At 71.4% G+C, this 21,814-nt stretch carries 4 protein-coding genes and 1 pseudogene; all 5 read left to right on the forward strand.

Annotation, left to right across the window (positions count from 1 at the left end; translation table 11 throughout):
• Window positions 1-1,635: SDR family NAD(P)-dependent oxidoreductase (locus ACFV88_RS18490; protein ID WP_385492413.1), on the forward strand; the 1,635-nt coding region annotated here is incomplete at its 5' end.
• A gap of 14 nt (window positions 1,636-1,649) precedes the next feature.
• Window positions 1,650-8,084: an SDR family NAD(P)-dependent oxidoreductase gene (locus tag ACFV88_RS18495; RefSeq protein WP_385492415.1), complete on the forward strand. Its 6,435-nt coding sequence runs from the start codon at window positions 1,650-1,652 to the stop codon at window positions 8,082-8,084.
• A 67-nt stretch (window positions 8,085-8,151) separates the two neighbouring features.
• Window positions 8,152-19,329: pseudogene (locus tag ACFV88_RS18500) on the forward strand (SDR family NAD(P)-dependent oxidoreductase); the annotation flags it as partial.
• A gap of 63 nt (window positions 19,330-19,392) precedes the next feature.
• A complete protein-coding gene (locus ACFV88_RS18505) occupies window positions 19,393-20,835 on the forward strand; it encodes a cytochrome P450 (RefSeq protein ID WP_385492417.1) in 1,443 nt (480 codons plus the stop codon).
• Window positions 20,836-21,131: 296 nt separating this feature from the next.
• Window positions 21,132-21,716: a DUF2867 domain-containing protein gene (locus tag ACFV88_RS18510; RefSeq protein WP_385492419.1), complete on the forward strand. Its 585-nt coding sequence runs from the start codon at window positions 21,132-21,134 to the stop codon at window positions 21,714-21,716.
• Window positions 21,717-21,814 lie beyond the last annotated feature (98 nt).

A 21,814-nucleotide genomic window follows, 5' to 3' on the forward strand; every position in this document is an offset into this window, starting at 1 on the left:
TTGTCGGTGGTGCGGGAGTGGTTGGCGTGTGAGGTGTTGGGTGGGTCGCGGTTGGTGGTGGTGACTCGGGGTGCGGTATCGGTTCAGGGTGAGGTTGCGGATGTGGCGCAGGCTGCGGTGTGGGGTTTGTTGCGGAGTGCGCAGTCGGAGCATCCGGGTCGGTTCGTTCTGGTGGATGTGGAGGGTGACCAGGAGCCGGACTGGGGTGCGCTGCTGAGTTCGGACGAGCCGCAGCTCGCGGTGCGTGGCGGTCGGTTGTTGGCGCCGCGCTTGATCCGTTCGACTGCTGGAGCGTCGGACGCGGTCGTTCGGTCCTTCGATCCGGAGGGGACGGTCGTGGTCACCGGTGGTACGGGTGGCTTGGGTGCGATCTTCGCCCGTCACCTCGCCGCCTCGCACGAGGTGCGTGACCTTCTGCTGCTGAGCCGGCGTGGTCCTGCGGCTGAGGGTGCTGCGGAGCTGGTCGCGGAACTTGATGCCTTGGGTTGTGCGGCTCGGGTCGTGGCCTGCGACGTGTCCGACCGCGAGCAGCTAGCCGCGGTACTTGCTGCGGCGGAGCGCCCGTTGACGGGGGTCGTGCATACGGCGGGTGTGTTGGACGACGGTGTCGTGGAGTCATTGACCAGCGAGCAGATCGACCGTGTGATGCGTCCGAAGGTCGATGCGGCCTGGCACCTCCACGAACTGACGGCCGACGCGGACCTGTCCGCGTTCATCGTGTTCTCGTCGGTGGCGGCGTTGATGGGGAGCCCGGGTCAGGGCAACTACGCCGCGGCGAACGCGGCGTTGGACGCGCTCGCTGCGACCCGCCGCGCTGCGGGACTGCCCGCCACCTCCCTCGCGTGGGGCCTGTGGTCGGACACCGCGGGCATGGGCGCGCGGTTGGGCGAGGCCGAGCTCGCCCGTCTGGAACGGATGGGCATGAGTGCGCTCACCGCCGAAACCGGTCCGGCGCTGTTCGACGAGGCTCTCGAAGTGGACGCCGCCGTGGTGGCTCCGGTCCTGCTGGAGACGGCGGCGCTGCGAGCGCAGGCCAAGGCCGGGATGCTCCCGCCGCTGTTGCGCGGGCTGGTCAAGGTCCCTGCCCAGGTGGTGGACACCAGCGCTGGCGGTCTGGTCCAGAGGCTTGCCGGTGTGCCGGAGGCAGAGCGCGAGCAGATCGTGCTCGAACTCGTACAGACCCAGGTGGCGGCGGTGCTCGCTCACTCCTCGGCTTCGTCCATCGAACCGGAGCGGGCGTTCAAGGACCTCGGCTTCGACTCGCTGAGCGCGGTCGAACTGCGCAACCGGCTCACCCAGGCCACCGGCGTGCGCCTGCCCGCCACCCTCGTCTTCGACCACCCGACACCGGCGGCGGTCGCCGAGCTGTTGCTGTCGGAGATCGGGGGTGGCGAGCCGGCCGAGCCCCTCATCGACCAAGAGGTCAGGAAGCTGGAGGACATGCTCGTGGCGAGTTCCGCGGACGAGCAACAGCGGGTGGCGAAGCGGCTGCGCACCTTGCTGTCGAGCATCAGCGCCGGAGCGGGCGACGCTGCTCAGAACGACAAGAAGCAGAGCGCCAGAGAGCGGATCGAAGCGGCCACGACCGCAGAAGAGATCTTCCAGATGATCGATGTGGATTTGGGCGAAGCGTGAGTAGGGGCACAGGGATGACGGAGAACATCGATCAGCAGGAGAAGCTCGTCCGCTACCTGAAGAAGGTCGCGGTCGAACTCAACGAGACGAGGGCGCAGCTCGAAGAGGTCGAGGCCCGCGCGACCGAGCCTTTGGCGATCATCGGGATGAGCTGCCGGTACCCGGGCGGGGTGACGTCGCCCGAGGGTCTGTGGGAGCTGGTGGCATCGGGACGGGACGCCATCAGTGGACTTCCCACCGACCGCGGCTGGGACCTGGAGCGGCTCTACGACCCCGACCCCGACCAGACCGGCAAGGTCTACGCCCGGGGCGGCGGATTCCTGGCGGGCATAGGGGAGTTCGACGCGGAGTTCTTCGGGATCAGTCCGCGTGAGGCCTTGGCCATGGACCCGCAGCAGCGTCTGCTGCTGGAAGCCTCGTGGGAGGCGTTCGAGCACGCGAGCATCGACCCGACCTCGCTGCGCGGCAGCGACACGGGCGTCTACTGCGGGCTCGGTGTCACTGACTACAGCGTGGCCCCTGAAGGCAGCCTGCCTCAGGTGGAGGGGTTCCAACTCACCGGCGGCTCGGCGAGCGTTTCGTCCGGCCGCATCTCGTACCTGTTCGGGCTCGAGGGCCCGGCAGCGTCGGTGGACACTGCATGTTCCTCCTCGGCTGTCGCCCTGCACTTGGCTGCCCAGGCGCTTCGGTCGGGTGAGTGCTCGCTTGCCCTCGCTGGTGGCGTCGCCCTCATGCCCGGTCCGTTCATGCTGCGCGAGTTCAGCCGGCAGCGGGGTCTTTCGACGGACGGGCGGTGCCGTGCGTACGCGGCGTCCGCCGACGGAACTGGGTTCGCCGACGGTCTGGGTCTGGTGGTGCTGGAGCGGCTGTCCGACGCGAAGCGCAACGGGCGGCGCATCCTCGGGCTGATCCGCGGCACGGCGATCAACCAGGACGGTGCGAGCAACGGCCTGACCGCACCGAACGGCCCCTCGCAGGAACGGGTCATCCGGCGTGCCCTGGAGAACGCCGGGGGGCTGCGCCTCTCCGATGTGGACGCGGTTGAGGGCCACGGTACGGGGACGAAGTTGGGTGACCCGATCGAGGCGCAGGCGCTGTTGGCGACGTACGGTCGCGAGCGTTCTGGTGATCCGTTGTGGTTGGGGTCGATCAAGTCGAACATTGGTCATACGTCTGCTGCGGCTGGTGTGGCGGGTGTGATCAAGATGGTGATGGCCATGCGCCATGAGGTGTTGCCGTCGACGTTGCACGTGGACGAGCCGTCGCCGCACGTGGATTGGGCGTCGGGTGACGTTCGGCTGTTGACGGAGGCGCGTGCGTGGCCGGTGGGGGATCGTCCGCGTCGTGCGGGTGTGTCGTCGTTCGGCGTGAGTGGGACGAACGCGCACATCATCGTTGAAGAAGCGCCGGTTGAGGATGCGGCTGCGTCGGAGGGCACGTCGTCGGGCGGTGCGGGCTTGTCGGCGGTTCCGGTGGTGGTGTCGGGTCGTTCCGATGCTGCGTTGCGTGCCCAAGCGGACCGGTTGCGTTCGTTCGTGATTGAGCGGCCCGAGGTATCTGCTTTGGATGCCGCGCATTCGTTGGTGGGTTCGCGCGCACTGCTGGAGCGGCGTGCGGTGGTGGTGGTTGCCGGTGGCCGTGATGAGTTGCTGGCGCGCCTGGCCGACATATCCACGGGCGAAGCGGAAAGCGCCGTAGCCGGGAAGTCGGCGTTCTTGTTTACGGGGCAGGGTTCTCAGCGTGTGAGTATGGGGCTTGGTTTGGCGGCGGAGTTCCCTGCCTTCGACCACGCATTGCGTGAAGTGTGTGCGGAACTCGACCCGCGGTTGGGCCGCCCGGTCCGGGAACTCCTGGCCTCCGATGGTGGGGTGTTGGATTCGACGGAGTTCACGCAGGTGGTGTTGTTCGCGGTCGAGGTCGCGCTGTATCGCCTGGCGGAGTCGCTTGGACTGCGCGCGGACTTCTTGATCGGCCATTCGGTCGGGGAGATCGCTGCCGCGCATGTGGCGGGGGTGCTCTCGTTGGCGGACGCCTCAGAGCTGGTGGTGGCGCGCGGCCGTTTGATGGGTGGGTTGCCTGCGGGCGGGGTGATGGTCGCGGTCCAGGCGAGCGAGCCCGAAGTGGCGGAGTCGTTGGCGGGGTTCGAGGGCCGTCTCGAAGTGGCGGCGGTGAACGGTCCGACTTCGGTGGTCGTGTCCGGTGACGAGGATGCGGCGGAGGAGTGGCTCAAGCAGTGGGAGGGCAGGAAGACGACCCGGCTTCGGGTGTCCCACGCGTTTCATTCCCCGCGGATGGAACCGATGCTGGAGGAGTTCCGAGCGGTTGCGGAGCGCCTGGAGTACGCGGCGCCGCAGACCCCGGTGGTCTCGAACGTCACGGGCAAGGTAGTTGAGGCGTTCGACGCCGAGTACTGGGTCCGCCACGTACGCGGGGCTGTGCGTTTCGCTGACGGGGTCCGCACCCTGTGGGACCAGGACGTGCGCCGCTTCCTGGAGCTGGGACCGGACGCGGTCCTGACCGCGATGGCTCGCCAGTGCCTCGACACCGAGACCGAGCACACCGACGCCGTGTTCCTCCCGGCCCTACGGAGGAAGCAGAACGAGACGGAAGCGTTCGCCGGATTCCTCGGCCACGCCTACGCAGCCGGCATCGCAGTGGACTGGGACACCTTCTACGCCGACACCGACGCCCAACGCATCGACCTCCCCACCTATGCCTTCCAACGGGAGAACTACTGGTTGATGCCGTCGGTGGGTGCGGGTGATGTGTCGGCGGCCGGCCTGGATCGGGTGGAGCATCCGGTGTTGGCGGCGGCGGTGCAGGTGGGTGATCGTGACGAGTGGGTGTTTACGGGGCGGTTCTCTGCTGAGTCGCAGCCGTGGGTGCGGGATCACGTGGTGTTGGGCTTGGTCATCGTGCCCGGCACTGCGTGGGTGGAACTGGTGACGGTCGCCGGCCGTCGCGTTGGTGCCCCGGTGCTGGACGAACTCGTGATGGAAGCGCCTCTCCTGTTGGAGGACGGCGAGGCGGTCCAGCTGCGGGTGACGGTGGGTGCTGTCGAGGACGGCCGACGTGAGGTTGCGGTCTTCGCCCGCCCCGAACCCGGCACCGGCGATGACACCGAGGTCAGCGGGGACGGTGATCAGGGCAAGGAGATGACCTGCCACGCACGTGGATGGCTGGCCGCGGAAGACACGACGCCCGTGGAGTCCTGGACCCCGGTCGTCTGGCCCCCCGCCGGAGGTGAGGTCATGACGGCGGACGAGCTGTACGCGGGCATGGCCGGGCTGGGCTTCGACTACGGACCCGCCTTCCAGGGCGTGCGTACGGCGTGGAAGGTCGACGGCGACTCGTACGCCGAGGTTGTCCTCCCCGACGACCACAGCGGAGACGGTTTCGGCGTGCATCCGGCACTCTTCGACGCCTCCCTGCACTCGGGCTTGCCGCGGGGCGGACCGAGGGACACGGCTGTCCTCCCCTTCTCGTGGTCCGGGGTCCGCATCGGGCGGCAGGGGCTGTCCCGGGTCCGCATCCGCATGCGCCAGGTCGACGACACGGCCTTCCGTCTCGACGTCGTGAGCGAACACGGCGAACCGGTGCTGAGCCTGGAGCGGCTGGATCTGCGTCCGGTCGACCCGGCCCAGTTGGAGCGGTTGCGACGCCGTGGGCGACAGTCGGTGTACGAGCTGGGCTGGGACCCGATCGCCGTGGGCGTGGGTGAGCCCGTCCGAGCTGCGGTGCTGGGGGGAGCCGCCGTCACGGGCGAGCGGTTCCCGGACCTGGACGCATGGGAACGGAGCCTTGCTGACGGTGGCCCGGTGCCGCATCTGGTCCTGGCCGGTGTCGAGGTCCCGAACGGCGACCCGGCCGGGGCGGCCAGGGCGGCGACCGCCGGGGCCCTGGACCTGGTGCAGCGCTGGCTGACCAGTGAGCGGCTGGGTGGTGACGCCCGGCTGGTCGTGGTGACCCGAGGAGCGGTGGCCGTGGGGGACGAGGTCCCTGACGTCGCCCAGGCCGCGGTCTGGGGTCTGTTGCGGAGTGCGCAGTCCGAGCATCCGGGCCGGTTCCTCCTTGTCGACCTGGACGGCGAGGAGCCGGACTGGGGTGCGCTGCTCGACGGCGACGAACCGCAGATCGCCGTGCGCGGGGAGCAGGTGTTCGCGCCGCGGCTGAGGGCGGCCGCCGCACCCGCCGACGACGCGTGGCACCTGTCGGCCACGCGCAAGGGTTCGCTTGAGGACGTCGAGATCGTGTCCTCCGATGCCCGTCGGCCGCTCGCTGCCGACGAGGTCCGCATCACGGTTCGTGCTGCGGGGGTGAACTTCCGCGACGTTCTGATCGCGCTCGGCCTCTACCCCGATGACGTGCCCTTGGGCGCGGAGGCGTCCGGTGTCGTGCTGGAGGTCGGCTCGGCCGTCACCGATGTCGCGCCGGGCGACCGGGTCTTCGGAATCGTGATGGAGTCCTTCGGCCCGGTGGCCGTGGCGCACCGGACCCTGGTCGCCCGGATGCCGGAAGGCTGGACGTACGCCCAGGCGGCCTCGGTTCCGGTGGCGTACGCGACTGCCTACTACGGCCTCGTGGACCTCGCCGGGCTGAGCGCGGGGGAACGGGTCCTCGTGCAGGCCGCTGCCGGTGGCGTGGGGACGGCCGCGGTGCAGATCGCGCAGCACCTCGGCGCGGAGGTGTTCGCTACGGCCAGCCCGTCCAAGTGGGACGTGGTGCGGGCCTCGGGCGTCCCCGCCGACCACATCGCCTCCTCGCGGGAGCCGGGGTTCCGGGACGCCTTCCTGGAGGTCACGCAGGGCGCCGGGGTGGACGTGGTGCTGAACTCCCTGGCGGGCGAGTTCGTTGATGCCTCGTTGGACCTGCTGCCGCGTGGTGGCCGGTTCGTGGAGATGGGCAAGGCCGACGTCCGGGACGCCGAGGCGATCGCGGCGCGGCCCGCGGGCGTGGCGTACCGCGCGTTCGATCTGTGGGAAGCGGGTCCCCAGCGGCTGGGCGAGCTGCTGTCCGAGGTCGTGGCCCTGTTCCAGAAGGGCGTACTGAGGTTCGCACCGATCCGGACCTGGGACGTTCGCCAGGGTCGTGAGGCGTTGCGCTACCTGAGGGAGGGCCTCAACGTCGGCAAGGTGGTGCTGACCGTTCCGTCGCCGCTCGGCCCGGAGGGGACGGTGGTGGTCACGGGTGGTACGGGTGGTTTGGGTGCGGTGTTCGCCCGTCACCTGGCCGCCTCGCATGGTGTGCGTGACCTTCTGCTGTTGAGCCGTAGTGGTCCTGCGGCTGAGGGTGCTGCGGAGCTGGTCGCGGAACTTGATGCCTTGGGTTGTGCGGCTCGGGTGGTGGCCTGTGATGTGTCCGACCGTGAGCAGCTGGCCGCGGTACTTGCTGCGGTGGAGCGCCCGTTGACCGGGGTCGTGCATACGGCGGGTGTGTTGGACGACGGTGTCGTGGAGTCATTGACCAGCGACCAGATCGACCGTGTGATGCGTCCGAAGGTCGATGCGGCCTGGCACCTCCACGAACTGACTGCCGACGCGGACCTGTCCGCGTTCATCGTGTTCTCGTCGGTGGCGGCGCTGACGGGGAGCCCGGGTCAGGGCAACTACGCCGCGGCGAACGCGGCGTTGGACGCGCTCGCTGCGACCCGCCGCGCCGCGGGACTGCCCGCCACCTCCCTCGCGTGGGGGTTGTGGTCGGACACCGCGGGCATGGCGGCACAACTGGACGAGGCGGACCTCGCCCGGCTGGAGCGCATGGGCATGACCGCGCTCACCCCCGAGACCGGGCCCGCCCTGTTCGACCGGTCGCTGGACCTGGACGCGGCCGTGGTGGCTCCGGTCCTGCTGGAGACCGCGGCACTGCGTGCGCAGGCCAGGGCGGGGATGCTTCCGCCGTTGCTGCGCGGACTGGTCAAGATGCCCGCCCGTGCGGGCGAGGCGAACGCGGCCGTCCTGCTCCAGCGGCTGGCCGGTGAGTCGGAAGCGGACCGGGAACGGATCGTGCTCGAACTGGTCCAGTCCCAGGTGGCGTCCGTCCTCGGACACTCCTCGGCGGTGTCCGTGGACCCCGAGCGGGCGTTCAAGGACCTCGGTTTCGACTCGCTGAGCGCTGTCGAACTGCGGAACCGGCTCACGCGGGCCACCGGTGTGCGCCTGCCCGCCACCGTCGTGTTCGACCACCCGTCCCCGGCGGCCGTGGCCCGGCACCTGCTGGCGGAGATCGCTCCCGACGCCGCCGGCAAGCCCCGGTCGGAGGAGGACGAGATCCGTGCCCTGCTCGCGTCGATCCCCATCGACCGGCTGCGCAAGGCTGGCCTCCTCGGCCCCCTGCGCGAACTGGCCGACAGCGATCTGGCGGAGGCACCCGTCGAGGACGGGGACACCGCTTCGTTCGACGACATGGACGCGGAAGCCCTGATCCGGATGGCCCAAGAGGACCTCGCATGACCTCGGCTGAGGAAGTCGTCGCCGCAACGAGCTTGGAGAAGAAGGAATAGACATGGCCACCGACCAGAACCAGCTCGTCGAGGCGCTCCGGAAGTCCCTCAAGGAGACCGACCGGCTCCGTCAGCTGAACAAGCGGCTCCTTGCCCAGGCCGGTGAGCCGCTGGCCATCGTCGGCATGAGCTGCCGCTACCCTGGGGGCGTCACCTCCCCCGACGAGTTGTGGGAGCTGGTGGCGTCGGGGCGTGACGCGATCACCGCGCTGCCGGCCGACCGTGATTGGGACCTGGAACGGCTCTACGACCCGAGTCTGAGCCGGCCCGGCGCCCTGTCCACCAGCGGTGGTGGTTTCCTCGACCGGATAGCCGAGTTCGACGCGGAGTTCTTCGGGATCAGTCCGCGCGAGGCCCTGGCGATGGACCCGCAGCAGCGTCTGCTGCTGGAAGCCTCGTGGGAGGCGTTCGAGCACGCGGGAATCGACCCGACCTCGCTGCGCGGCAGCGACACGGGTGTCTTCTGCGGCGTGGGCACCAGCGACTACTGCTCGGTGCCCGCGGGCAGCCTGCCGCACATCGAGGGCTTCCAGCTGACCGGTGGCGCGGCCAGCGTCTCCTCCGGCCGGATCTCCTACGTGTTCGGCTTGGAAGGGCCCGCGGTCTCCGTCGACACGGCCTGTTCCTCCTCCGCGGTCGCCCTGCACATGGCCGCCCAGGCCCTGCGCGCCGGGGAGTGCTCCATGGCCCTCGTCGGCGGTGTGACCGTCATGTCCGGCCCGTTCCTGCTGTCCGAGTTCAGCCGTCAGCAGGCGGTGTCGCCGGACGGACGGTGCCGTGCGTACGCGGCGTCCGCCGACGGAACGGGCTTCTCCGACGGTCTGGGTCTGGTGGTGCTGGAGCGGCTGTCCGACGCGAAGCGCAACGGGCGGCGCATCCTCGGGCTGATCCGCGGCACGGCGATCAACCAGGACGGTGCGAGCAACGGCCTGACCGCACCGAACGGCCCCTCGCAGGAGCGGGTCATCCGCCAGGCGTTGAGCAGTGCGGGCCTGTCCCCGTCCGATGTGGACGCGGTAGAGGGCCACGGCACCGGCACGGTCCTCGGCGACCCGATCGAAGCCCAGGCCCTGCTGGCGACGTACGGCCGCGAGCGTGCCGGTGACCCGGTGTGGTTGGGGTCGATCAAGTCGAACATCGGTCACACCTCGCTGGCCGCGGGCGTGGCCGGGGTGATCAAGATGGTGATGGCGATGCGGCACGAGGTGCTGCCGCAGACCCTCCACGTCGACGAACCCTCCCCGCACATCGACTGGGAGGCCGGCGGCGTGGAGTTGTTGACCGAGGCGCGGCCCTGGCCGGTGGGGGACAGGCCTCGCCGCGCCGCGGTGTCGTCGTTCGGGGTGAGCGGCACCAACGCGCACATCATTCTGGAAGAGGCCCCCGCCGAGGAGCCCGTCGCCGACGACCCCGCGCAGCCGCGCCCGGTGCGGGTCGTGCCCGTGACGGTGTCCGGCCGGACCGCGACCGCGATGCGCGCCCAGGCCGAGCGCATCCGCGCGCACGCACTCGCCCGGCCCGAACTGTCCCTGGCGGACCTCGGTCTCTCGGCGGCGACCACCCGGGCCCACCTGGAGCACCGTGGTGTCGTGGCCGCCGCCGATCGAGACCAACTGCTCTCCGCCCTGACCGCGTTGTCCGTCGGCGAGCCGTCGCCCCTCGTCGTCGAGGGCCGCGCCGCACCCGGAGCCAAGCCGGTGTTCGTGTTCCCGGGTCAGGGTGCGCAGTGGGTGGGTATGGCGGTGGGGTTGTTGGATGCGTCTTCGGTGTTCGCTGCTGAGGTGGGGGCGTGTGGGGAGGCGTTGTCGGAGTTCGTGGAGTGGCGGCTTGAGGACGTCTTGCGGGGCGTTGAGGGTGCGCCGTCGTTGGAGCGCGTGGATGTGGTGCAGCCCGCCTTGTTCGCGGTGATGGTCGGCCTGGCGGCGGTGTGGCGTTCGTACGGTGTGGAGCCGTTCGCGGTGGTGGGGCATTCGCAGGGGGAGATTGCTGCGGCGTATGTGGCGGGTGGGTTGTCGTTGCGGGATGCTGCGCGGATCGTGGCGGTGCGCAGTCAGTTGGTGCGTGATCGGTTGGCTGGGCTCGGCGGGATGATGTCGGTTGCGGTGGGGGCGGAGCGGGCTGGGGAGTTGATTGCTCCGTATGCGGGTCGGGTGTCGGTGGCGACGGTGAACGGCCCTTCGTCGGTGGTGGTCGCGGGGGAGCCGGATGCCCTGGACGAGCTGCTGGCGACGTGTGAACGGGAGGATGTTCGGGCTCGGCGGGTGAAGGTGGATTACGCGTCGCATTCGGTGCAGGTGGAGGTGCTTGAGGGGGAGTTGCGGGAGGCGCTTGCGCCGGTGGTGCCGTTGAGGGGGCGGGTTCCGTTCTATTCGACGGTGTCGGGTGAGTTCTTGGACACCATGTCGATGGATGCCGGGTACTGGTATCGGAATCTGCGGAACCCGGTCGGTTTCGAGCCGGCGATCCGTGCGCTCGTCGACAAGGGCACGGGTTGTTTCCTGGAGATGTCCCCCCACCCCGTGCTCACCATGGCGGTGGAGCAGACCGTTGCCGACCACGGCCAGGTCAACCGGGCCGCTGTGGTGGGCTCCCTGCGCCGTGACGAGGGCGGCCTGGAACGCTTCCTCCTCTCGCTCGGCCAGGCACATGCCGCCGGGGTGAAGGTCGACTGGGCCGCCCACTTCGCCGACTCCGGTGCCCGGCGGGTCGCCCTGCCGACCTACGCCTTCCAGCACAAGCGCTACTGGTTGGACTCCACCGGTTTCGCCGATGCCTCCGCGGCCGGCCTCGGCCGCGTCGAGCACCCCGTGTTGGCGGCGGCCGTGCAGGTCGGTGACCGCGACGAGTGGGTCTTCACCGGCCGTGTTTCCCACCAGGGACAGCCGTGGACCCGTGACCACGCCCTGTTCGGCACGGTCACCCTCCCGGGTGCCGCGCTGGCGGAGTTGGTCCTGTCCGCGGCCCGGCACGTCGGCTGCGAACTGCTGGAGGAGTTGGACCTCGACGCGCCGGTGGTCCTCACCGACGATGCCGTACGCGTGCAGGTCACGGTCGGCCCGGCCGACGCCGCCGGCCGCCGTGAGGTGGCGGTGTACTCACGGCCGGACACCGGCGAGGAACAGTCCACCGGGACCGTCCGCCACGCCCGGGGTCGGATCGCCCCCGAGGCGGCGCCGCTGTCGACCCGGACCGGCCAGTGGCCGCCCGCCGGAGCCGAGCCGCTGTCGGTGGAAGGGCTGTACACCACACTGGCCGAACAGGGTCTGGACTGCGGTCAGTTGCTCCAGTGCGTGCAGTCGGCCTGGACCCGGGAAGGTGAGGTGTACGCCGACCTCGCGCTGCCCGACGGAACCGATGCCGGCGGGTTCGCGCTCCACCCGGCCCTGCTGGAGTCCTCGCTCCACGCGGCCCCCCGGTCCGCGGCGGACGGCGCCCCGTCCGCGGTGTCCTGGTCAGGCGTGCGGGTCGCGGGCGAGAAGGTTTCCCAGGCGCGGGTGCGCATCGTCGCGGTCGGTGACGACGCACTGCGCCTCGACGTCTTCGACGCCGAGGACGCGCCCGTCGCCCACGTCGACCGGATCGTCGTACGGGCTGCCGACCCGGCCAGGCTCGGCCAACTACGGCGCGGACAGCACCCGTTGTTCCGTCTGGACTGGGCCCCCGTGTCGGTCGGTACGGCCGCACCGGTACGGACGGCCGCACTGGGAGAGATCGCGGGAGTGGCCGACGGGCACCCCGAACTGGCCTCGCTGCTCACCGCCGTCGCCGACGGCGCACCCGTCCCGCAGGCGGTCCTCGCCGTGATCGACACCCCTGAGGGGCAGACGGCCGAGGCGGTGCACGACGCCGCGGAACGGACCGTGGCGCTGCTGCGGCAGTGGCTCGCCGCCGACGGAGTGGACGAGGCCGTACTCGTCGTCCTCACCGAAGGCGCGGTGACGATCGGGGACGAGGTGCCCCGTGCCGCGCAGGCCGCGGTGTGGGGCGTGGTGCGCGCCGCGCAGTCCGAGCACCCCGGCCGCTTCCTCGTCGTGGACGCGGACGGAGCGGCCGACGGGGCCGGGGAGTGGGGCGCGCTGCTCGCGCTCGACGAGCCCCAGCTCGCCGTGCGCGACGGCAAGGTGCTGGCTCCGCGATTGGCCAGGGTCCCCGGCGGGCCGGCGAGCCGACCGGAGCCCGTCGACCCGGACGGAACCGTGCTGGTCACCGGCGGTCTCGGCGCCCTGTTCGTCGAGCGCCTGGTCACCCACCACGGCGCCCGTCACCTGGTGCTGGCCGCTGCCCCGGAGCAGGTCGACAGGGTCTGCGCCGATCTGGCGTCCCTGGACGCGCAGGTGCGGGTCGTGCCCTGTGACGTCACCGACCGCAAGCAACTCGCCGCTCTGGTCGCGTCCTTGGAACTTCCCTTGACCGCGGTCGTGCATGCCGCGGGGGTGCCCGACGCGGGGCTGATCGAGATCCTGTCCGACGAGCGGTTGGGGACGGTGCTGCGCGCCACGGTCGACACGGCGTGGCACCTGCACGAGTTGACGGCGGACGCGGACCTCTCCGCGTTCGTCCTGTTCTCCTCCTTCGCGGGTCTGGTCGGCATCCCCGGTCAGGCCGCCGCCTCCGCGGCGGACGCCGCGCTGGCCGCTCTGGCGGGCGTCCGCCGATCGGCTGGTCAGCCCGGCACCGTGCTCGCCTGGGGTTTCTGGGCCGACGGGCCCGGCACGCCCGAACTCGGCACGGCCGATGCCGCTCTCGTCGCCCAGGCCGGAATCCTTCCGCTGCCCACCGAACTCGGTCTTGAACTGTTCGACCGCGGTGTCGCCGCGGATGAGGTGCTGCTGGCCCCGGTGGAACTGGACCCGGCCGTCCTGCGGGAACAGGCCCGGGCCGGACTGCTGCCCGCGGTGCTGCGCGGACTCGTGCGGGTGCCCGTCCGACGCGCGGCCTCCGGCGGCACCCTGGCGCGCCGCCTGGCCCAGGTGCCGGAGGCCGACCGGGAACAGGTGGTGCTGGAACTGGTGCGGGCGCAGGTCGCCTCGGTGCTCGGCCACACCTCCGCCGACGAGGTGGACAGCGAGCGCGCCTTCAAGGAGATCGGCTTCGACTCCGTCAGCGCGGTCGAACTGCGCAACCGGCTCTCCCAGAGCACCGGAGTCCCGCTGCCCGCCACCGTGGTGTTCGACCATCCGACACCGGTGGCCGTGACCCGGTTGCTGCTCTCGCAGGTCGACGGAACGACGACTGCCGCACCGCCGCCCGCGCAGAAGCGGGTCGGCGCGGTGGACGAACCGTTGGCGATCATCGGTATCGGTTGCCGCTACCCCGGGGGCGTCACCTCCGCGGAGGACCTGTGGGACCTCGTGGTCGAGGGCCGGGACGTGATCGGCCCGATGCCCACCGACCGGGGCTGGGACGTGGAACGGCTGTACAGCCCGGACCGCGAGCAGATCGGCACCACGTACGCCCGCGGCGGGGGCTTCCTCACTGGCATGGGCGACTTCGACGCCGAGTTCTTCGGGATCAGCCCCCGCGAGGCCGTGGCGATGGACCCCCAGCAGCGACTGTTGCTGGAGACCTCCTGGGAGACCCTGGAACACGCCTCGATCGACCCGACGTCCCTGCGCGGCACCGACACCGGCGTCTTCCTCGGCATCACCGGCTCCGACTACGGCATCCTCGTACCCAGTGAGTACGAGGGCTACCGCGTCCTCGGCACCATGACGAGCGTCGCCTCCGGCCGCATCGCCTACACCCTCGGGCTGGAGGGTCCCGCGGTGTCGATGGAGACCGCCTGCTCCTCCTCCGGGGTGGCGTTGCACCAGGCGGCGCAGGCGCTCCGCAACGGCGAGTGCTCACTCGCGTTGGCGGGCGGGGTGACGTTCATGACGACACCGATCACGATGACCGAGTTCAGCCGGCAGGGAGCGAACTCCCCGGACGGCCGCTGCCGCGCCTACGCGGCGTCCGCCGACGGAACGGGCTTCTCCGACGGTCTGGGCCTGGTGGCGCTGGAGCGACTGTCCGACGCGCAGCGCAACGGGCGGCGCATCCTGGGGCTGATCCGGAGCACGGCGATCAACCAGGACGGTGCGAGCAACGGCCTGACCGCGCCGAACGGTCCGGCCCAGGAGCGGGTCATCCAACAGGCGCTGGCCAACGCGGGACTGTCCCCCTCCGAGGTGGACGTGGTCGAGGGCCACGGCACCGGTACCGTCCTCGGCGACCCGATCGAGGCGCACGCCCTGCTGGCGACGTACGGCCGTGAGCGGGCCGGCGGCGACCCGCTGTGGTTGGGGTCGATCAAGTCGAACATCGGCCACACCTCCGGGGCCGCCGGTGTCGCCGGCGTGATCAAGATGGTGATGGCGATGCGGAACGGGGTCCTGCCGAAGACCCTGCACGTCGACGAGCCGTCCCCGCACATCGACTGGCAGTCCGGCGAGGTCGAACTGCTGACGGAGGCCCGGGAGTGGACCAGCCCCGGCCGTCCGCGTCGCGCGGGCGTGTCCTCGTTCGGGGTGAGCGGCACCAACGCCCACATCATCGTCGAGGAGGCACCCGCCGAGGTGTCGGCCGCGCCCGTCGAGGACGTGACGCCGGCCCCCGTGACGCCGGTGCTGCTCTCCGCGCGCGGCGAGGACGCCCTGCGCGCCCAGGCCGAACGGCTGCGGCGGCACCTGCTGGCGGACCCGGACCTGTCGGTGCTCGACCTCGGGCACTCGCAGCTGACCACACGGGCCTCGCTGGACCACCACGCGGTGCTCGTCGCCGGTGACCGCAACGAACTGGTCGCCGAACTCGCCGGTTTCGCCGTCGGTGACGTGACCGAGCAGACCGCCGCAGGCCGCCCCGTCGGCACCGCCAAGCCGGTGTTCGTGTTCCCGGGTCAGGGTGCGCAGTGGGTGGGTATGGCGGTGGGGTTGTTGGACGGGTCTCCAGTGTTCGCTGCTGAGGTGGGGGTGTGTGGGGAGGCGTTGTCGGAGTTTGTGGAGTGGCGGCTTGAGGATGTGTTGCGGGGTGTTGAGGGTGCGCCGTCGTTGGAGCGGGTGGATGTGGTGCAGCCCGCGCTGTTCGCGGTGATGGTCGGCCTGGCGGCGGTGTGGCGTTCGTACGGAGTCGAACCGTCCGCGGTGGTGGGGCATTCGCAGGGGGAGATCGCTGCGGCGTATGTCGCGGGTGGGTTGTCGTTGCGGGATGCCGCGCGGATCATCGCGGTGCGCAGCCGGATCGCCCGCGACCGGCTCATGGGCACGGGCTCGCTGGCCTCGCTCGCCCTGCCGCTGGAGCGGGTCGAGCAACTGATCGCCCCCTACGGGGACGGCGTGTCGGTGGCGGCGGTGAACGGCCCGTCAGCAGTGATCGTCGCCGGTGACGTGGAAGCGGTCGACGCCCTGGTCCAGCACTGCGAACGCGAGGGCGCCCGGGCCAAGCGGGTTCCCAGCACCTTCGCCTCGCACTCACCGCACGTGGAGGTGGCCCGCGCCGAGATGCTGGAGGCGTTCGCCCCGGTCGAGCCGCGGAGCGGGCACGTTCCCCTGTACTCGACGGCGCTCGGCGGGTTCGTCGACACCGCGACCATGGACGCCGACTACTGGTATGCCAACCTCCGCAACCCGGTCGGCTTCGAACCGGCCATCCGCGCGCTCGTGGACGACGGCGCCGGCTGCTTCCTGGAGATGTCCCCGCACCCGGTGCTGGGCGTCGCGATGGAGGAGACCGTCGCCGCCAGCGGTGCCGCCCGGGTCGCCGTGGTCGGTTCGCTGCGGCGCCAGCAGGGCGGGCTGAAGCGGTTCCTGCTCTCCCTCGCCGAGGCGCACATCGCCGGGGTGAAGGTCGACTGGGCGGCCCACTTCGCCGACTCCGGTGCCCGACGGGTGCCGCTGCCGACCTACGCCTTCCAGCGCAAGCGCCACTGGCCGAGCACGCGCCCGACCGCGGGCGACCCGGTGGACTCCGGTCTCGGCCGGGTCGAGCACCCGGTGTTGACGGCCGGCATGCAACTCGCCGACCGGGACGAATGGGTGCTCACCGGCCGGCTGTCCCACGAGTCCCAGCCGTGGCTGCGCGATCACGCAGCCTTCGGTCTCCCCGTCGCACCCCACACGACCCTGGTCGAACTGGCACTGGCCGCGGGGCGCACCGTCGGGACGCCGCTGCTCGACGACATGATGTTCGAGGCGCCGGTGCTGCTGCCCGACGGCGCGGCGCTCCAGATCCAGACGATCGTAGGCGCCCGTGGAGTGGACGGCCGCCGGTCGGTTGCCGTGCACTCACGTCCGGACGGTGACCAGCACGCCGAGTCGACCCGTCACTGCACCGGCTGGTTGGCACCGGACACCGCGCCCGCCACGGGCTGGACCGGCGCATGGCCGCCCGCCGGGGCCGAAGCGGTACCGGTGGACGGGCTGTACGCCACACTGGTCGACCTCGGCCTCGACTGCGGTCCGGCGCTCCAGGGGGTACGCGCGGCCTGGCGCTCCGGCACCGAGCTGTACGCCGAACTCGCGCTGCCCGAGGACGTCGGTGCCGCGGACTTCGGCATCCATCCGGCCCTGTTCGAGTCCGCCCTGCACACCGGGCAGTTGTCCTTCACCGCGCAGGGGACGCCGAAGCTTCCGGTCACCTGGTCCGGGGTGCGGTTGGCGGCGACCGGTGCCAGTCGGGGCCGTGCGCACGTGAAGCCCGAGGGCGACGCCCTGCGGTTGAACGTCTTCGGCGAGGACGGTGCCCTCGTCCTCGGGGTGGACCGCATCGCCTTCCACGAGGTCGACGAGGGCCACCTCGAAGAACTCCGCCGTGGCCAGAGCTCGTTGTACCGCGTGGACTGGACCCCGGTTCCGCTGGGCGCGGCCACTCCGGTGCGGTTGGCCGCGCTGGGCGGGGCCCTGGGGGTGATGGTGGACCGGTACCCGGACCTGGCGGACCTCGGCCGGGCCGTCGCCGACGGCACGCCGGCCCCGCAGGCCGTGCTCACCCGGCTCGACACCCCCGTCGGGGACTCTCCCGAGGCGGTACGGCGCGCGGCCGACGAGACGACCGACCTGGTGCGGCGCTGGCTGGAACAGGGGCCGTCCGGCGGGGCCGTGCTCGTCGTGGCGACCTGCGGCGCGGTCGCGGTCACGGACACGGAGGTGCCCGATGCGGCGCAGGCCGCGGTGTGGGGCGTGCTGCGGGAGGCGCAGGCCGCGCACCCGGGCCGGTTCCTCGTCGTGGACGTCGACGCAACCGGCGAGGAGGCCCAGCCGGAGTGGGCCGCGGTGCTCGGCGCCGACGAACCGCAGCTCGCCGTGCGTGCCGGGCGGGCCCTGGTGCCCCGGTTGGCCCTGCTGCCGGCCGGATCAGCGGATCGCTCGCCGCTGGCGGACATCGACGGCACCGTGCTGATCAGCGGCGGCACGGTCGCGGGCGCCTCGCTGGCCAAACACCTGGCCGTCCAGCACGGCGTGCGGGAACTGCTGCTGCTCGGCGCACCCGGGGCCGCCGCGGACGCGTTGGTGGCGGAACTCGCCGCACTCGGTGCCCGGGCGCGCGTCGAGGCTCCCGCCTCCGACGGGCTCGCCACGGTGCTCGACTCCCTGGACCGGCCGCTCAGCGCGGTCATCCACACGGGGGACCGGCCCGGTGCCACCGCGCTGGACCTGCTGTGGCGACTGCACACGCTGACCGAGCACGCCGGGCTCCGCGCCTTCGTGACGTTCTCCTCGTTCGCGTCCCTCGCCGGCGGCGGGGCAACGGACCCGGCCGCCGACGCCGCCGGTGCGGCCCTGGTGCGGGCACGCCGCGCCGCCGGGCTCGCCGGTACCCAACTCGCCTGGGGTGCCTGGGCGGGCGGCGTCGAGGCCCCCGGCAGTGTCGCCCTGTCCATCGAGGACGGACTCGCACTGTTCGACCAGGCCCTCGCGGTGGACGCCCCGCTGGTGGCGCCGGTGCGACTGGACCTGGCGGTGCTGCGGGGACAGGCCCGCGAGCGGACCCTGCCGGCCCTGCTGCGTGCCCTGGTGCGCCTGCCGGCCAAGCGGGCGGCGAGCGGTGGGTCGCTGGCCCAGCGCCTGGCCGGCGTCCTGGACGCGGAACGCGAGCAGGTCGTGTTGGAGCTCGTCAACGCACAGGTGGCGGCCGTGCTCGGTCACCAGGCCGACGACCGGATCGACACCGAGCGCAAACTGGCGGAACTCGGCATGGACTCGATGAGCGCGGTCGGACTCCGCAACCGGCTCGCCCAGGCCACCGGCATGAGCCTGCCCGTCTCGTTCGTCTTCGAGCACCCGACCCCGGCGGAGATCGCCCGCCAACTGCTCAAGCGGGTCGGCTCGGGAGCCGACAGCGGGGCGTCCCCGACGGTCGAGGAGACGATCACCCCGCGGCTGCGGCAGGCCGTGCAGACCGGCACCCTGCCGCAGGCACTGCGGCGACTGGTCGACGAGGCGGGCGCCCGCGAGGTCTTCTCCTCGGCCGCCGAACTGCCCGGCGCCGAAGCGCTGCTCGCACGACTGGCCTCCGGACCCGGCCGGGTGAAGATCGTCTGCGTGCCGTCCTACGTGTACGTGGTCGGCTCCGGTCAGGAGCAGTTCATGCGGCTGGCCCAACGCTTCGAAGGGGTGCGGGACGTGCACGTCTGCGCCCTGCCGGGCTTCGGGAGCGAGGTGGCCCCGGCGTCCCGGGAGGTCGCCCTGGACGTCCTGGGCGACGCCGTCCGCGAGGCCGTCGGCGACGCACCGTTCGTCCTGGTCGGTTACTCCATGGGCGGGGCGGTGGCCCGTTCACTGGCCGAACACCTCGAAGACGCCGGTGCCGCACCGGCCGGGGTCGTCATGATCGACACACTGGCGCTCGACGTCGACGTCGACGCAGCGGCCGAGGACGGCGCGAACGGGGCGGACGGCAGGGACGGGGCGGGCCGTGCGTTCGCCGCGGTGCTGGCGGAGATCCTCACCCAGGAGCGGCACCCCGTCACCGTCGACGACGCCAGTTGGCTGTCCACGGGCGCCTATCTGCGTCTGTTCACCGGAACCCGGCAGCAGTCGGTCTCCGCGCGGACCCTGATGATCCGCGCGACCGAACCACTCGGCGGTGCGGGCCTGCCAGGCGGCCCCCGGTGGGAGGCCGCCGACGAGTACGTCGAGGTGGCCGCCGACCACTTCGCCCTGGTCGAGACGGCCGCCGCCGCCACCGCGGAGGCCATCGAGGGCTGGATCGGCGAGTGACGAGCGGCGACGGCAGGCCAGAGCACGTGACCCAAGCGGCAACGAGATAAGGAAGCAAGGACTATGGACCACTCCGGCAACACTCACGACGCGGCGGTCGCGTCCGGCGGCAAGTGCCCGATCGACCACTCCGCGCCCGCTCCGCAGACGGTCGTGCCCTCCACGGCGCTGCCCGTGGTGGAGATGCCGCGGATGCGGCAGCTGCTGAGCATCTGGGCTCGCCCCGAGCCCTTCCTCAAGAGCTGCCGCGCCAAGTACGGCAGCCGGTTCCGCGTGACGATCATCCCCGGCATCCGCATCCATGTGATCTCCGCGCCGGAGGACGTCAAACAGATGTTCTTCGCGCCCCGGGACGTGCTGCACACCGGCTCCAGCAACGGCCCGATCGAGAAGTGGACCGGGCAGAACGGCCTCGCCTGGCTGGACGAGGACGCACACACCACGCGCCGCCGCAGCGTCATGCCCAGCTTCCGTGGCGACGCCCTGAAGCGCGTGGAGCAGGCCGTCACCCAACTGGCCAAGGAGACGGTCGCGTCCTTGCCGCGCAACCAGGTCGTCTCGGTCCACCCCCACGCGCACCGCTACACCACCAAGGTCATCCTTGAGGTCCTCTTCGGTGAGCACCGCCCGTCCTGCGAGGACGAGATGTTCGAGGAGGTGATGAAGATGCTGGACTTCAACTCCCGGCCCGCGTCGATGAAGATGTTCCACCGGATGCCGCCCTGGCGGGTGAAGCTGCTGCGCCTGATCCGGCCCAACGGCGTCAACGAGTTCCTGACCCGCCGTGAACGGGTCTACCGCACGCTCGACACGGCCATCGAGGAGCGTGCCCGGTCCGGCGCGAGCGGCGACGACCTGCTGGGCGTGATGCTGGGCATCACCAACGCGGACGGCTCCAAGCCCAGCCGCATCGAGATGCGCGACGAGATCATGACCCAGTTCCTCGCCGGTACGGAGACCACCGCATCGGCCATCTGCTGGGCGCTGGAGTTCCTGACCCGGCACCCCCACGTCGTCGAGCGGCTGCGCGCGGAGATCGAGGAGGGGGACAGCGACGAGTACCTGACGGCCGTGGTGAACGAGGTGCTGCGGCTCGGCCCGCCGATCCAGCAGATCGTGCCCCGCGAGGTGGTCAAGCCGATCGAGATAGGCGGCGTGCGCTACGAGTCCGGTGACCGGCTGTGGGCCAGCGCCTATCTGCTCAACCGGGACGAGCACAACTACCCGGAGCCCGACGAGTTCCGGCCCGAGCGCTTCCTCGGCGTCAAGCCGGCCTCGCACACCTGGATCCCGTTCGGCGGCGGCCACACCCGCTGCCTGGGTGACCGGATCGCCTTCGTGGAGCTGAAGGCCACCCTGACCGAGCTCCTGACCACCTGTGACGTGGAACGCGCCGACGCCGCCCCGCAGCTCGCGCACAGCCGCACCGTCGTCAACATCCCGAAGGGCGGCGCCCGCATGGTGTTCCGCCCCCGCAAGGTGAGGGCGGCGTCGGCCGCCGGCTGAGCCCCGACCGCTGCCCGTGGGGGCGCCAACTGCGCGGACGCCGAGGTGCGTTCGCGGCGGCTCGGCGCCCCCCGGTAGGTTGGCTCCGCCGCGCGCGGCCGGTTTCGGCCCGGCGGCGTCATCAGACGGTCCCCGCACCCGGGGAGTGGCGGGAGCGGCCCTCCGTCCCGTCAGGGTGAGGCCCCCGGGACCCGGGGGCGCGCCCGGGTGGGACACGGACCGCCCCCGCGACACGCCGCACCCGACGGGCTCGCCGTGCGGGTGCGCGTCCGTTCCACCCGAGATGGAGGGTTTGCATGAGGATCCCGAACTCCGCTTTCACCGAACGGCCCTGGAGGCTCCACGAGTTCATCAAGGACTTCGAGATCGAAGACGTCTGGGACCTGGACACCCCGGGGGGACCCGACGGGCTGGCCCACCTGGTGAACCAGTTCGACAGCGACGGATCCGACTTCAAGCCGTCACCGATGTACAAGCTGCTGTTCGCGATCCGGTGGCGGCTCGGCGCCGTCCTGAAGTGGGACGGGGCCGAACACGGCCTCGGTCCGCGCAACCCCTCGCTGCGGGACCGCCTACCGGCGGACCTGCTCGACGTTCCGCGCGGCCCGGACATGAAGGTGGTGCCGCTGAAGTCGGTCTACCAGACCTCCGACGAATGGGTGACGGAGGTCGTCAACAAGACCGTGCACGCGGCGATGCACATCGGTTGGGTGGACGACGGCGATGGCCGCTACCACGCGCAGATGACGGTGCTGGTCAAGACGAAGGGCCGACTGGGGAAGGTGTACATGCCCCTCATCCTGCCCTTCCGGCGGGTCTTCGTGACGCCGTCGCTGGTGAAGGCGATCGGCCGTTCCTGGCACACGCGATCGGCCGGTTGAGGGCGTACGCCCCGGTGGCCACGCCGCTCGACGGCGCGGCCACGCATGGCACCCCCGCTGGCCCCGCGCACGGCGCCGCCCGGCGGACGGGCGGCGCG

The sequence above is a fragment of the Streptomyces sp. NPDC059816 genome (assembly GCF_042732055.1).
Lineage (GTDB): Bacteria > Actinomycetota > Actinomycetes > Streptomycetales > Streptomycetaceae > Streptomyces.